The sequence below is a fragment of the Oceanobacillus sp. B139/18 genome (assembly GCF_055524595.1).
Genome location: NZ_JBVFXI010000001.1, coordinates 747943 through 761759 on the forward strand (window position 1 = coordinate 747943; position 13817 = coordinate 761759).

Sequence of the window (13817 nt, forward strand, 5' to 3'; positions counted from 1 at the left end):
AGTCGAGGAGGACACATCATGCGAAAAATAATTGTTGGTTCGAGAAAAAGTAATTTAGCCATGACACAAACGAAATGGGTTATTGATCAGCTGAAAAAAGCTGGTGTAGAAAATGAATTTGAGATTAAAAAGATTGTTACAAAGGGAGACCAAATCCTGGATGTAACCCTATCGAAAGTTGGTGGAAAAGGTCTGTTTGTAAAAGAAATTGAAAAAGCGATGTTTGACAAAGAAATTGATTTTGCCGTACACAGTATGAAGGATATGCCTTCTTCTCTTCCAGAAGGGCTGGAGATTTCCTCTATTCCTGACAGAGAAGACCACCGCGATGCTTATATTGCGAAAAATAATATCAAATTAGCAGACCTGAAAGAAGGCTCGATTATCGGCACAAGCAGCTTACGCAGAGGGGCACAAATTCTTGCAGCCAGACCAGATTTAGAGATTAAATGGATTCGTGGAAATGTGGAAACACGTATCCGAAAATTAAATGAGGAAGACTACGATGCCATTATCTTAGCTGTATCCGGTTTGAAGCGGGTTGGTTTAAGTGAGAATCTGATTACAGAATACCTGGATCCGGAAATCTGTGTACCTGCTGTAGGACAGGGTTCGCTTGCCATTGAAAGCCGTGAAGATGATACAGAATTAAAAGAAATCGTTCAAAGGATCCATAATGAATATACAGCCAAAACAGTATTAGCGGAACGTACTTTCCTGCATTTATTAGAGGGAGGGTGTCAAGTTCCAATCGGCGGCTATGCTTATTTAGATGGCGAAGAAATCGTCTTAACTGCTTTAGTAGGAACCCCTGACGGAAAAACAATCCTGAAAGAAGTCGTCCGCGGTAATGACTCTGTTCAAGTTGGTAAGCAGGCGGCTGAAATATTAATAAATCAGGGAGCTAAAGATATCGTTGACCGTGTCAAAGAGGAGATGGAATAATCATGGGAAAGCCGCTTCACGGGGAGCGCATATTGATTACGAGAGAAGAGACAAAAGCTGCTGAAATGGCTGACAAAGTCACGAAGCTGGGCGGTAGTCCAGTTATTGTCCCAATGATTGAAATAAATTTTCCAGAAAAACTTGAGGATACTGCTATACTGGAACGCCTCTCGGATTTCAGCTGGGTATTCATGACAAGCGCTAACGGTGTGGATGGTTTTTTTCAGCTGCTCCGTAAACAGCAGATAACGTTTCCGGAAGGATTGAAGATAGGAATCGTCGGCAAGAAAACAGAAAAGGTATTGCATCGATATGGTTATGCTGCTTCCTTTGTTCCGGAAACCTTTGATGCGCAGGCGATGGCAGAAGCGTTTATCTCTTTTTACACATCGGATAAGCCGGTGCTGCTGATACGGGGTAATTTATCAAGGCCGACGCTTCCAGAAAAGCTAAAAGAAGCCCAGATTGCTTATGAAGCATTGGAAGTGTATGAGACAACGTATTGTGTGGAATCAAAACAGAAGTTGAATCAAGAGCTTCCAACTGTTGATTATATAACGTTTACAAGCCCATCAACAGCAGAGGCGTTTGTACAATTAGCGGAATGTATACCGAATAATGCAACCTATATTTGTATCGGTAATACGACGGAAGATAAGGCAAGGGAATTAGGGATTCCTGATGTATATACGTCCATACCATATACAACAGATGCGATGTTGGATTTAATTTCAACGATTGCAAACGAAAGGAAGATAAATCATGAGTGAATTCACATTTGACAGACATCGGCGTTTGCGTTCATCCGTTTCGATGCGCGCACTCGTTCAAGAAACACACTTACGGGCAACGGATTTTATTTATCCGATATTTGTTATTGAAGGAGAAGACATCCGTAATGAGGTTTCGTCAATGCCGGGAGTTTTCCAGGTTTCTTTTGATCATTTATTGAAAGAAGTGGAGGAAGCGTATCAATTAGGAATCCGTTCGCTTATTTTATTTGGCGTGGTAGAAGAAAAGGATGAAATCGGATCCGAGGCTTTTCATGATCATGGAATTATTCAGGAAGCAACAAGAATCGTGAAACAGGCGTATCCGGAAATGCTTGTTGTTGCGGATACCTGTTTATGCGAGTATACCTCGCATGGACATTGCGGCGTGATTGAAAACGGAGATGTAGCCAACGATGCTTCTCTGGAGCTGTTAGCTAAAACAGCTGTATCTCAAGCAAAAGCAGGTGCCGATATTATTGCTCCTTCCAATATGATGGACGGATTTGTAACTGTCATCCGCCATGCTTTGGATGAAGCCGGTTTTCACCATATTCCGATTATGTCCTATGCGGTGAAATATGCTTCCGCTTATTACGGTCCTTTCCGTGATGCAGCAGACAGCACACCTCAATTTGGAGACAGGAAAACCTACCAGATGAACCCGGCTAACCGTTTAGAGGCAATTCGTGAAGCGAAATCGGATATTAAAGAAGGCGCTGATTTCTTAATTGTCAAACCGAGCCTGTCTTATATGGATATTATGCGGGAAGTGAAAGATAATTTTGACGTGCCCGTCGTTGCATACAACGTGAGCGGGGAGTATTCCATGATTAAAGCGGCTGCTTTAAATGGCTGGATTGATGAGAAAAAATTAGTAACAGAAACCCTGCTATCGATGAAACGTTCAGGCGCAGACTTAATTATTACCTATTTTGCAAAAGATGTGGCAAAATGGTTGCAAGAAGATAAATAAGGGAGGAAGAGCATGGTAAACACAAGATCAGTAGATGCATACAAAGAAGCTGTTGATTTAATGCCCGGCGGGGTAAACTCTCCGGTACGTGCATTTAAATCAGTGGGGCTTGATCCGATTTTTATGGAAAAAGGAAAGGGCTCTAAAATTACCGATATTGACGGCAATACGTATATTGATTACGTACTAAGCTGGGGACCGTTAATTTTGGGACATGCAGATGAGCGTGTGACGAAAAGTTTAAAGGAAGTTGTTGAAAAAGGGACAAGCTTTGGAGCACCTTCATTATTAGAAAATCAGCTGGCTAAGCTCGTTATTGACCGTGTTCCATCGATTGAAATGGTTCGGATGGTCAACTCTGGGACAGAAGCAACGATGAGTGCGATTCGTCTGGCGCGGGGTTATACAAACCGGGATTTGATTATTAAATTTGAAGGAAGCTATCATGGCCATGGGGATTCCCTGCTGATTAAAGCCGGCTCTGGTGTTGCAACACTTGGTCTTCCAGACAGCCCGGGGGTACCAGAAAATATCGCTAAGAATACCATTACCGTTCCTTATAATGATGTAGAGAGCTTAAAGCTTGCTTTTGAGCATTATGGTGATAAAATCGCAGCGGTGATTATGGAGCCTGTATGTGGAAATATGGGAGTCGTGCCTCCAAAAGAAGGCTTCTTACAGGCTGTACGCGATATTACCGAGCAAAATGGTTCGTTGCTTATCTTTGATGAGGTAATGTCAGGCTTCCGCGTCGGTTATTACAGTGCGCAGGGACATTTTGATGTTACGCCTGATTTAACCTGTCTGGGTAAAGTCATCGGCGGCGGTCTTCCTGTCGGCGCATACGGCGGAAAACGGGAAATTATCGAACAGATTGCACCGACTGGTCCAATTTATCAAGCCGGTACATTATCCGGTAACCCGTTAGCTATGACAGCGGGCTATGAATCGTTAGCTTCCTTGACAGAAGCGTCTTATGAAGAAATTAATAAGAAAGTAGACCGTCTTACAGAAGGGTTCCGCCAGGCGGCAGACAAATATGATATACCGCTTCATATTAATCGTGCCGGTTCCATGGTCGGTGTATTCTTCACAGATCAGGAAGTCGTTGATTTTGAAACGGCGCAATCCTCTAATTTAGACTACTTTGCGCAATATTACCGTGCGATGATTGAAGAAGGCGTATTTTTACCGCCATCTCAATTTGAAGGATTATTCTTATCTACTGCACATACAGATGAGGATATTGAAAAGACAATTGAAGCGGTGCATACTGCTTTTTCTAAGATTGAAAAATAATGATAAAGAGAAAATAAAAGAGAAATCCATGCGGGTTTCTCTTTTTTACTGACAGAATATTACTTTCTCAAATTCAAGTGGAGGTCATACAAAGATGCTGTTTCAAAATAATAAGCTAACTGTTCGTGAATTAACAAAAGAGGATAATTATTTACTGGCAAAGTGGCTTTCCGATCCGGCAGTTCTTCAATTTTACGATGGGAGAGATAATCCATTTGATTTAGAAAAAGTGAATGAAAAATTTTATCCGCTTCAAGACAATGTAGTCAGATGTATCATAGCTTTTGATAATATTGAAATCGGTTATATTCAATATTATCTATTAAATGTAGACACGAGAAAAAAGTATGGTTATTTAAATGATAATAATGTTATTTATGGAATAGACCAATTTATAGGAGAAACGCAATACTGGGATAGAGGTATTGGCAAACTCCTGATCCAGTCTATGGTTGCTTATTTAATGAATACGAAACATGTAAATAAAGTCGTCATGGACCCCCAAGCCTGGAATAAAAGAGCGATTCGCTGTTACGAGAAAAGTGGTTTTAAGAAAATAAAATTACTTCCTTGCCATGAACTGCACGAGGGCGAGTATCGGGATTGCTGGTTAATGGAATACCCGGAAACAGAGTGATTTCTTGAAGCGCGTTTAACATAAACGATACCCCTGCTTTTCTTGTTTGCTTTAAACCAATCTTCCTCCTTAGCATATTCCAATGTTTCTTATCATATAAATGATAACGAATGATTCGCATCTGGACTGTTTGCGAGAGGAGGAATACATTTGTCAGTAGATTCTAATTCATTTGTTTTTGAACTGGAAGAATCACTGTTTTTTGAAAAAGGACAGGAAGTAGAAGAGCTCAGAGGAATTTCCATTGAACCAGAAATAACAATCGAATCATTAGATAACTATATTTCTATCCATGGCAATCTTGAACTGCAGGGAGAATATCAAAAAGTAAATGGTGAAGAAGAAGGAGAAGAGATTTTTGACTTTGATCAAATTCAGGCTAAGCGTTATGTCGAAAGTATTAGAGAGGTAAATGGACTGTATGTATTCACCCATAAATTTCCTGTAGATATATCTGTGCCGCCTCATCGGGTGAATAAAATAGAAGATGTCACGGTACAAATTGAATCCTTTGATTATGATTTATTAGGTGCAGATAGTTTAAAAATTACTGCTGCAGTTGAGATTCAAGGGATTTTACAGGATGAAGCATATCGTCCGTCAGAAGAAAATTGGGAAACAGCAGAAGCGGATCAAGAACAGGTAGGAGATACATTTTCCTTCGAAATAGAACTTCCGGAAGAAGCATTGACCCGCAATGAACAAACGATATCGGAAAATCAGCAAAAATTAGAAGAACTGCTAGCGTCAGAAGAAGAAATTAAACCGGAAGTTGAACCGATATTGGAAGAAAGCCCCCCGGAAGAAGCATTAATTCGTAATGAGCAAGCGATATCGAAGGATCAGAAAAAAATGGAAGAACTATTAACATTGGAAGAAAGCTATTCAGAAGAGGAGCCAGAAGATGACCCGGATCGATGGAAAGTAAAGTCACAGCCTCTTTCTGAATATTTCGAGTCTCTTTCGAAAGGAAAGGCTTCAGAGGATGAGTCGGAAGAAGAAGAGCAGGTGGAAGAGGTATTAGAGGCTGAGGAAGATATGGAGATGACAGGGGAGGAGCCAGGCTGGGATGTCGCTGATGAATCCGAGGTGATTGATTATATAGAAGATACCTTCTATCCAGATACACCCAGGGAGGAAGAAATACTGGTGGCTGAAGAACCGAAAAAAGAGGAGGAACGAACAGAAAGCGAATCGTTACTATCTCAGATTTTCCGCGAAGCAGACGAGGATCATTATGCCAAAATGCGTCTGTGCATTGTTCAGGAGAATGATACGATCGATACCATAGCAGAACGGTTTGCAATCAGCCCGCTGCAATTAATCAAGCATAATCAATTAGAAGAAGAATTAGAAGTAAATGAAGGACAGCTGCTTTATATTCCGTCTAAACAATAAATAAAGACTCTGCACAAATAATGAATAAGATTATTTGTGCCGGAGTTTTACATAATCTATGTTTTTAATTATTTTATGCAGGTTAATATTCAGATGTAATGCAGATTTGATATACACGAGCAATTTCAAGTTTACAAATAAGGGGTGACATGTGGTGAATATATGGAAGAAGGTCCTGGAAGCATATCATATCTATCCCGTCAGTATTGAAAAACAGACAGAGCGTGTTGTAAAAGTATTTGACGGTATGCAGGAATATGCTTTGAAGCGCAGTTTTTTAACAGAACAGACGATGGAGAATTGGCAGCATGTCTACCGTATTGCTCGTGAAAAAAATGTGACAGAGATTTTACCTGTGTATTTAACCCGGGACAATGCATTTTTTCATAAGGAGGAAAATTTTTACTATTATTTAACACCTTGGATTGACTCTCCGGAGGTCACAGATTCCGCGTATAACATTGAGCGAACATTGCAGACACTTGCACAAATTCATAAAAAGACAAGGCAGACCAGCCGTATTAAATCTGATCGTCTCAAAGAATCCTTTCAAGGGTTTTCAAGCTTTTGTAAACAATCCTTAGATCAGCTCCATGCCCGTGTCACCGATTATGAAAGCAGAAAATATATGTCGCCGTTTGAGCTGCTTTATTGCACGCATTATAAAGGGGTTTGCCATGCTGTAGGGCTGCTGCAAGATAAACTGTATCAAATCTATGGAGAGGAAGAAACGGAGATTTTATGGTCTTCCAGCTTATGTCATCAGCGAGTCGACGATACGCATTCAAAGGGGGGCTATTTAATTAATTGGGAATCAGGAGGATTCGAGCATCCGGCACGTGATTTATCACATTATTTCCGGGGCTTGACAGGAGCTTATAACCAGCCTGAGGAAACAATACAGCAGGCATTTACGGTCTATCAAAAAACAAATCATCTGACTGTAAAGGAAATGCATCTTGTTTCTGTCTATTTGTTAAATCCATCATTCTATTTAAGTGTACTTAAGAATTATACAGACCGCCGCACAAAGAAATCGATGGTTAATCAGGTCAAAGAGCTGCAGCAGCAATTCCGCCGTTTAGAATTTGGGATGAATTGGGTGGAGTTTATTCAAGAAACATATGAGTCCAAAGAAGAACAGCCAGACTAAATCCATTGCATGTAAAAAGAAAGGGCAAGGCCAATTAGTACAGCTAGTATTAAAATATCAAATGCTGTTGGTATTAAAAGCGTTCGGATAATCTGAAAGACCAGAATTGGTGTGACGCAGGCTTCTACAACGAAAATACATTTTCTGGCCCAAAGCGGTATACGATAACGATAATAACGGGACATTTATTTCCCTCCTTTTTTGAATGAAGTGTGACTTCAGGAATGATATATAATATGTTATGTATAAATGCTCGAAAAGTGTGTCAATAATATAGATACACTTTTTAATGAACTGGGAACAAGCCTATTTATCGGTAAATATATGAAAATCTAGTTGACGTTCTTAAGCGGAAACGATAAAATAAATGTTACTAAGAAAACATACGAATACGTGGAAGAGAAGTAGTAAAGAGTAAACGCTCTTAGAGAGGGAAATCCTGTGCTGAAAATTTCCCGGGAAGGTTGTTCTTGAAGTCGTCTCTGATGTAGAATCTCTGAAAAATGAAGTAGGAGGTTCCGGTTGTCAGCCGATATCCATGACCTTGAGTGTGCATTAATGAAGCTGCAGCAGCTTTTATTGATCAGCAAACAAAGGTGGTACCACGGAAATATACCTTTTCGTCCTTTATGTATAAGGATGAAAAGGTTTTTTTAGTTGAATGAATGAAGGAGGTTTTTTAACATGTCAGATAAACAAAATCAGCTTCCTCCTAAATATAATCCACAAGAAGTGGAAGCAGGAAGATATCAATTTTGGTTAGATGGGAAGTTTTTTGAAGCAAAAGATGATCCGAAGAAGGAGCCGTATTCCATTGTGATTCCGCCGCCAAATGTAACAGGACGATTGCATTTAGGGCATGCATGGGATACCACGATGCAGGATACAATCACACGTATGAAGCGTATGCAGGGCTATGATGTATTATGGCTTCCTGGAATGGATCATGCGGGGATTGCTACCCAGGCGAAGGTAGAAGCAAAATTAAAAGAATTGGGAACCAGCCGCTATGAGCTTGGACGGGAGAAATTTCTTGAAAAATCCTGGGAGTGGAAAGAGGAATATGCAAGCTTTATCCGCTCGCAGTGGGAGAAGCTTGGACTTGGATTAGACTATTCCCGGGAACGTTTCACGTTAGATGAAGGTTTGTCTGAAGCTGTTCGGGAGGTATTTGTCCGTCTTTACGAAAAAGGATTGATTTATCGCGGCGAATATATTATTAACTGGGATCCCTCCACGAAAACAGCTCTTTCTGATATTGAGGTGATTTATGAAGAGATTCCAGGGAATTTTTATCATATGCGCTACCCGATAAAGGATAGTGATGAAACAATTGAGATTGCGACAACCCGGCCGGAAACTATGCTCGGTGATACGGCGGTTGCGGTGCATCCAAAAGATGAACGCTATCAGCATTTAATCGGAAAAACGGTTATCCTGCCGATTGTAGGAAGAGAAATGCAAATTGTTGCAGATGATTATGTAGATATGGAGCTTGGCTCCGGAGCAGTTAAAATTACACCTGCTCATGATCCGAATGACTTTGAGATTGGGAACCGTCATAATCTAGAGCGTGTGCTTGTGATGAACGAAGATGGCACCATGAATGAAAATGCAGGGAAGTATCAGGGATTAGACCGTTTTGAATGCCGGAAGCAGCTGGTTAAAGACCTGCAAGAGCAGGGTGTGCTCTTTGAAATCGAAGAACGTCCGCATCAGGTCGGGCATTCGGAGAGAAGCGGTGCAGTGGTAGAGCCTTACTTATCTACACAATGGTTTGTAAAAATGGAGCCGTTGGCAGAATCAGCTTTGAAGATGCAGGATTCTGACGCGGAAAAAGTCAACTTTGTACCAGAGCGATTTGAAAAAACATATTTCAACTGGATGGATAATATCCGTGACTGGTGTATTTCCAGACAATTATGGTGGGGGCACCGGATTCCGGCCTGGTACCATAAAGTAACAGGTGAAATTTATGTAGGTAAAGAAACGCCGGAGGATGTTGAAAACTGGGAGCAGGATGAGGATGTATTGGATACATGGTTCTCATCTGCCTTATGGCCGTTCTCTACCATGGGCTGGCCGAATGAAGAATCCGCTGATTTGAAACGTTATTTCCCTACCAATGTTTTGGTAACAGGCTATGATATTATTTTCTTCTGGGTATCCCGGATGATTTTCCAATCAAAGGAATTTATGAATGAACGTCCATTTGAGGATACATTGCTGCATGGCTTAATTCGTGATGCTGAAGGAAGAAAAATGAGTAAATCCCTGGGGAACGGTGTAGACCCGATGGATGTCATTGATAAATACGGTGCCGATTCGCTGCGTTATTTCTTAATGACTGGTTCTACACCTGGTCAGGACCTGCGTTTTCATTGGGAACGAATCGAGTCTACCTGGAATTTTGCCAATAAAGTATGGAATGCCTCCCGTTTTTCTCTGATGAATATGGAAGGGTTCCAGTATGAGGATATTGATTTAACAGGGGACTTAACGGTTGCAGACAGATGGATTTTATCCCGATTGAATGAAACAATTGACCATGTAACGAGAAATGCAGATAAATATGAATTTGGCGAAGCAGGAAGATATCTCTACAACTTTATTTGGGATGAATTCTGTGATTGGTACATTGAAATGGCTAAGCTGGCGCTGTATGGTGAAGATGAAGCCAAGAAAAATACAACCCGTTCTGTATTGGCACATGTATTAGACCAGACGATGCGTATGCTGCATCCGTTTATGCCTTTTATTACAGAGGAGATCTGGCAGCAGCTTCCGCATGAAGGAGCATCTATTACAGTCAGCGAATGGCCAAAAGTAAATCCGGCATTTGATGATAAAAAAGCAGTTTCTGAAATGCAGCGCTTAGTTGCTATTATCAAATCTGTACGTAACAGCCGGGCAGAGGTAGATACACCGATGTCTAAGCAAATTGAGATACTTATCTCCGCAGAAAATGAAGAGCTTGTGCAGGAATTAGAAAAGAATCGGGAGTATTTAGAGCGTTTCTGTAACCCGAGCTCTCTGCAAATTGCAGAAGATATTGCAGCACCGGACAAAGCGATGACCTCTGTTGTGACAGGTGCAGAAATCTTCCTTCCTTTAGAAGGCCTGATTGACTTTGATAAAGAAATCGCACGTTTGGAAAACGAACTCGCTAAATGGAACAAAGAAGTAGAAAGAGTGCAGAAAAAGCTCTCTAACCAAGGCTTTATCAGCAAAGCACCAGAATCCTTAGTGGAAGAAGAAAAACAAAAAGAAAAAGATTATCTGGATAAACAGGCGAAAGTAAAAGCCCGTTTAGCAGAATTAAAACAGTAATTAAAAATGCTATGAGACAATTTCTCATAGCATTTTTTCTTTTATATACGTTACATATTCTTCTAATATATTGATATCGCTGAGTTTGCTCAACGTACGCGAACCAACGGCGTCTTCAATTTCATTAAATATAAATTCTCCATTTTCCGTGAACATAAAATCAATACCGGCAAGGCCGAAATCATAAGCATTTATAATTGTTTGAACGATACTTTTTTCTGTTTCATTTAACGTATACAGAGATGCTGTTCCGCCAAGAGAGTAGTTTGCTCGAAAATCGTTTAAGTTCTCACGTAAAACAGCTGCTATAATCCTTGTACCAATCACGAACACGCGTAAATCCTTGCCCGGCTGAATATGTTGAGAAGACTGAAGTACATAGTCTTCGGTCAGGCTCTGGCGGTATGCTTCCCATTCTTTTTGGCTATGAAGCATCGCAACCTGCTTTCCTCCTTTCCCATTAGCTGTTTTGGCAACAAAAGGGAAGTTAAAAGGCAAGGAGGGAGGGGCCATCTTTCCGGGGAAAAAATAGGTTTCCGGAACAGGAATACCTAGTTGCTGGATAGCGAGATAGCCATATGCTTTATGATTAAATGTTTCTGAGATTATAGAGTGATTAAATACGGTAATTCCCATTTGTTCTAATTGTTTATTGAGCAGAGGTTCCATTGTCCGGATAACTGCGAAATCTGCACAGATTTCTTCTCCATTCGCATAGATAACCTGTTTATTTTGATTTATGCCAATCGATAGATCTTCCCTGATCAATAATCTGAGATAGATGGATTGCTTTTTAGCTTCATCTATAAACCAGTCGATATAGCTTTTATTTCTTATTGAATCTGCTTTCGTATATATCAGCCATCCATTCATCGGGAAAGCTCCTTTTTTATATAAGTTATCATGTAATCAGCGGCGTTGACGCCCGTACACTCATAAAGATTGCGGATATGTGCATTCGCATTTATTTCACAAATCAGCAGTTCACTGTCTTGGCCAAACAATAAATCGACACCGGCAAAATCAGCTCCAATGGCTTTAGCTGCTGCTACAGCCAGCTTTTCTGTATTCTCATTAAGGGGAAAGGGCAGCATTTTGCCTCCATTAGTTACATTTGCCCGAAAATCTACTTCGTTTTGCCGTTCCACAGCAGTTATCGCTTTGTCACCAACTACCTGAACGCGAATATCCCTGCCTCTGCTTTCCTCTATATAACGCTGAAATACGAAGGGGCGCTCGCCAATATTCGAGATAATATCTGTTAAGCTCTGTTGATTGTCGATTAAATGAACCTGTTCACCAAAGGAGCCATATGCTTCTTTCACAATCAGCGGAAATCCAAAATGATTGATTATTTCCTGGATATAGTCGGATGGCAGATTATCTGCATGATATTTTTTAGGAGCAATAACCGTTTCCGGAATAGGAAGCTGATTTCTCATGAGCATTTGATAGGTGTAGATTTTATCGTCGCTGATTTCGATAGCAAGTGAACTATTAAAGACACGAACCCCCAACTGCTCCAGCTGTCTTGCCAGATAAATATCCTTGTCGATAAAAAAAGCAAAATCAGGCAGTTTATTATGGTTTGGTATAGGTGACACCGTTCCATTTTTCGGGCATAATAAAGTTAAAACCGCATCATTTTTTAAACAAATGGTTTTCATTTTTTGTTTTGCAGCGGCTTCTTCAATCATAGTTGCATAATCGATAAATTTATCCGTTGCGATACTTCCATTAATAATAATCCAGCCAGTATAATTCAAAGTTGTACATCCTTTCTGCTAAAGGGTGAAAATTTAGCTATTGGTCAATTTCTCCTGATAACCTTAAGGCAGTCACTGAGGAGATGAAGCGGCCACTTCCCTGTATAAAAAAATTTTTAGCTGTATGTAATATAGCAGGGAAAAGCACAGACGCTTATGCTGTGATAATTAGTATACGATGAAATAGATAAAGGAGGAAAGAAAGATGCGTACCAACATCCATGAATTTTTTGAAAAACGTCAGCAGCTTGGTGTACAGCCTGGACTAGACCGGATAGAAGCATTATTAGAAGCTTTAGATCATCCGGAGAAGAAGTTTACTTCGGTCCACATTGCCGGTACAAACGGAAAAGGGTCCACAGGAGCTTTTTTGCAGGCTGCTTTAAGAGCAAATCGTTATCGGATTGGAACCTTTACATCACCGAGTTTAAACGGTTTAACCGGGTTTATCCTTTACAACGGGGAATTTATTTCAGAAGATGTATTTGCAGAGTTGTTTGAGGAAATAGAACCGGTCATTGAACAAATGGATCGAGAAGGCAAACCGCCAAGCCATTTTGAAATTATGACAGCAATGGCATTTTTATATTTCTCCAGAAATGTTGATATAGCTATTATTGAAGCTGGTATGGGCGGAAGAGACGATACGACCAATGTGATACAACCAGTTTTATCCATTATTACCACGGTTTCCAAGGACCATACTGCTTTTTTGGGAGATACACTTGTGGAAATCGCAGCGCATAAAGCTGGAATTATAAAACCTCATACTCCGATTATAACAGGGGTAGAGGGAGAGGCACTCACTCCAATTGTTAATGAAGCAAATAAAAATAGAGCAGTATTATATCGTTTTGGGATGGACTTTACGATGGAAAATATCCAGATAGATGAATTTGAATGGAAAAACCTTGGCTCACGTTACCGAGTAAAGCTTCGGACAATTGGATTACATCAGCATCATAATGCTTCCGTAGCGATACAGGCGTTAAAAGTGTTAAAAAATCGATTCGGTCATCTGGATATGCACACGTCCATCGAAGCAATCCAAAAAGTGACCATCCCCGGCAGAATGGAAAAGATTCATGATAACCCGTTTATTCTAATAGATGGTGCTCATAACGAAGCAGGAGTAAGAGCTTTTATTAAAACTGTGAGAGCTATTTATCCAAGAAGAAAAGTACATGTACTGTTTGCAGCTTTTAAAGATAAGGATATAGAAGAAATGCAGCGTCTGCTGGCAGATGTCTTTCCAAACTTATATATAACATCGTTTGATCATCCCCGGGCAGCTGCCCTAACCGATTATCCGCTGCAAGATAAGGGAGAGCAGGTCGAGGACTGGCAGGCATGGATGAAAGAAAAAATAAAAACGTCAATGGCACCGATCCTGATAACAGGTTCCTTTCATTTTGTTGATTATATCCGTTCTTTTGTGAAGTCACTTGAAGCGTCTGAATAGAGGGAGGATTATTAAGAAAATTGTAGAACGATTATAATAGATAGTGTCATGATTCGCCTTACTTTTTACAAGGGCTGTGCT

General features: G+C 40.4%; 12 protein-coding genes and 1 other annotated feature. Of the genes, 9 read left to right on the forward strand and 3 right to left on the reverse strand.

From position 1 onward, the window contains the following. The first annotated feature begins 18 nt into the window (after positions 1 to 18). From hemC to ysxE, 7 genes are all read left to right on the forward strand, one after another. The gene (gene hemC / locus ACZSMY_RS03610) at positions 19 to 945 is read left to right on the forward strand and encodes a hydroxymethylbilane synthase (protein WP_042534414.1); all 927 of its coding nucleotides are present in this window, start codon (positions 19 to 21) and stop codon (positions 943 to 945) included. Positions 946 to 947: 2 nt separating this feature from the next. Next, positions 948 to 1715: a uroporphyrinogen-III synthase gene (locus tag ACZSMY_RS03615; protein ID WP_042534413.1), complete on the forward strand. Its 768-nt coding sequence runs from the start codon at positions 948 to 950 to the stop codon at positions 1713 to 1715. Further along, positions 1708 to 2691: a porphobilinogen synthase gene (gene hemB, locus ACZSMY_RS03620; RefSeq protein ID WP_465147462.1), complete on the forward strand. Its 984-nt coding sequence runs from the start codon at positions 1708 to 1710 to the stop codon at positions 2689 to 2691. Before ACZSMY_RS03615 ends, hemB begins: the two co-directional genes overlap by 8 nt. A 12-nt stretch (positions 2692 to 2703) precedes the next feature. Continuing rightward, complete coding sequence (gene hemL / locus ACZSMY_RS03625; RefSeq protein ID WP_042534411.1) at positions 2704 to 3990, forward strand: glutamate-1-semialdehyde 2,1-aminomutase; 1287 nt, start codon at positions 2704 to 2706, stop codon at positions 3988 to 3990. A 94-nt stretch (positions 3991 to 4084) separates the two neighbouring features. Continuing rightward, positions 4085 to 4627, forward strand: a complete 543-nt coding sequence (locus ACZSMY_RS03630; RefSeq protein WP_368901854.1) for a GNAT family N-acetyltransferase — start codon at positions 4085 to 4087, stop codon at positions 4625 to 4627. A 150-nt stretch (positions 4628 to 4777) separates the two neighbouring features. After that, positions 4778 to 6025 carry a stage VI sporulation protein D gene (gene spoVID / locus ACZSMY_RS03635; RefSeq protein ID WP_042534409.1) on the forward strand — a complete coding sequence of 416 codons (1248 nt, stop codon included), beginning with the start codon at positions 4778 to 4780 and terminating at the stop codon, positions 6023 to 6025. Between the two features lie 154 nt (positions 6026 to 6179). After that, positions 6180 to 7178, forward strand: coding sequence for a spore coat protein YsxE (gene ysxE, locus ACZSMY_RS03640; RefSeq protein ID WP_042534407.1), 999 nt, complete (start codon positions 6180 to 6182; stop codon positions 7176 to 7178). On the opposite strand, the gene ACZSMY_RS03645 is transcribed toward ysxE, so the two are convergent. Continuing rightward, positions 7175 to 7363 (reverse strand): hypothetical protein, encoded by a 189-nt coding sequence (locus ACZSMY_RS03645; RefSeq protein WP_042534406.1) that lies wholly within the window; start codon positions 7361 to 7363, stop codon positions 7175 to 7177. The two genes, ysxE and ACZSMY_RS03645, sit on opposite strands and share 4 nt — an antisense overlap. Positions 7364 to 7563: 200 nt before the next feature. Then, positions 7564 to 7809, forward strand: a binding site (T-box leader). A gap of 53 nt (positions 7810 to 7862) precedes the next feature. On the opposite strand from ACZSMY_RS03645, the gene ACZSMY_RS03650 reads away from it, so the two are divergent. Continuing rightward, positions 7863 to 10508, forward strand: a complete 2646-nt coding sequence (locus ACZSMY_RS03650; protein ID WP_465147463.1) for a valine--tRNA ligase — start codon at positions 7863 to 7865, stop codon at positions 10506 to 10508. 24 nt (positions 10509 to 10532) lie between these two features. Here the strand turns inward: ACZSMY_RS03650 and ACZSMY_RS03655 are convergent, their stop codons facing one another. Both ACZSMY_RS03655 and ACZSMY_RS03660 read right to left on the reverse strand, forming a co-directional pair. Continuing rightward, positions 10533 to 11381 (reverse strand): ATP-grasp domain-containing protein, encoded by an 849-nt coding sequence (locus tag ACZSMY_RS03655; RefSeq protein ID WP_256704754.1) that lies wholly within the window; start codon positions 11379 to 11381, stop codon positions 10533 to 10535. Further along, on the reverse strand, positions 11378 to 12274 hold the full coding sequence (locus tag ACZSMY_RS03660; RefSeq protein WP_042534400.1) for a RimK family alpha-L-glutamate ligase: 897 nt from the start codon (positions 12272 to 12274) through the stop codon (positions 11378 to 11380). Before ACZSMY_RS03660 ends, ACZSMY_RS03655 begins: the two co-directional genes overlap by 4 nt. A 205-nt stretch (positions 12275 to 12479) precedes the next feature. On the opposite strand from ACZSMY_RS03660, the gene ACZSMY_RS03665 reads away from it, so the two are divergent. Continuing rightward, positions 12480 to 13736: a bifunctional folylpolyglutamate synthase/dihydrofolate synthase gene (locus tag ACZSMY_RS03665; protein WP_193062315.1), complete on the forward strand. Its 1257-nt coding sequence runs from the start codon at positions 12480 to 12482 to the stop codon at positions 13734 to 13736. Positions 13737 to 13817: the final 81 nt, after the last annotated feature.